1 protein-coding gene is annotated in these 1,292 nt (G+C 64.9%); it reads left to right on the top strand.

Going from position 1 to position 1,292, the window contains the following annotated elements; genetic code table 11:
- Positions 1–74: 74 nt before the first annotated feature.
- Complete coding sequence (locus IVW53_16070) at positions 75–1,154, top strand: IS5 family transposase (protein MBF6607078.1); 1,080 nt, start codon at positions 75–77, stop codon at positions 1,152–1,154.
- Positions 1,155–1,292 lie beyond the last annotated feature (138 nt).

The raw sequence follows: 1,292 nt of genomic DNA, 5'->3' as shown, positions 1-1,292 counted from the left end.
CGTACAGGAGGGGATCGACGGCTGATCGTGCCCGGCGTAGGATGATCGCGGCGGGTCGTTCGCAGGAGGTTTCGATGCGCGGTGATGCGGTCCAGCAAGCGGAGATGCTCGTCCCGATGACGCCGGAGCAGTTCGTCCCGGCGGACCATCCGATCCGGGTGATCAAATCCATCGTCGATCAGATCCTGTCCGAGCTCTCACCGGTCTTCACGCAGATGTACCCGGCCTGGGGACGTCCGTCGATCCCGCCCGAGCATTTGCTGAAGGCCCTGTTGCTCAAGTCCCTCTACTCGGTGCGCAGCGAACGGCAGTTGTGCGAGCGCCTGCACTACGATCTGCTCTTCAAGTGGTTCCTCGACCTCAACATTACGAGCCCCGCCTTCGACCCGACGAGCTTCACGAAGAACCGCGACCGGCTGCTGCAGCACGAAGTGGCAGCGCGCTTCTTCGCTGCCGTGCTCGCCGAAGCGGAGCGGCGTCGTCTGCTGTCCTCGGACCACTTCACGGTGGACGGGACGCTGCTGGAAGCATGGGCATCGATGAAGAGCGTCCGGCCGCGCGACGACGATACGCCGCGGGGCGGCGGCAAGAATCCGAGCGTGGACTTCCACAACACGCGGCGTTCGAATCTGACACACGCCTCGACGACCGACCCGGATGCGCGGCTTGCGCGGAAGGGAGACCGCCAGTCGACGCGTCTGTGCTACGCCGGGCACGCGCTCATGGAGAACCGGAGCGGGATGATCACGGACATCCTGATCACGCAGGCGACGGGCACGGCAGAGCGGGCGGCAGCGATCGAGATGATCGACCGGCGCGGCGCGCAGCATCGGATCACGCTGGGGGCGGACAAAGGCTACGACACACAAGACTTCATCGACGACTTGCGGGAGCGGAACGTCACGCCGCACGTCGCGCAACACACGAACCGGAGACGCAGCCGCGTTGACGCCCGGACGACGCGACACCCGGGCTACGACGAGAGTCAGCGGAAGCGGAAACGGGTGGAAGAATTCTTCGGCTGGACGAAGACCGTGGGTGGCGGAAGAAAGTTGGCCTTCATCGGCATCGTGAAGAACCAGATCTGGGCCTACATCGCTGCGGCGACCTTCAACCTCGTCCGCATCGCGAATATCGAGCGGGCCAGCGGCTAAACAGCGCCCGCGCTTCGCGCAGGAACGGGGAATGACGGCGGGAACGGAACAGAGGACAGCGGAACGGGCGAGCGGCCGGCTCCAACAACCCAGGCAAAGGCTCAAGAAGGGGCCTCGACACACTTCTTCAGCACCCTG

It is taken from the genome of Chloroflexota bacterium (assembly GCA_015478725.1).
Classification (GTDB): domain Bacteria; phylum Chloroflexota; class Limnocylindria; order Limnocylindrales; family CSP1-4; genus C-114.
Note: the sequence above shows the minus strand (reverse complement) of the source record. Positions and strands in the feature narration are given on the sequence as shown.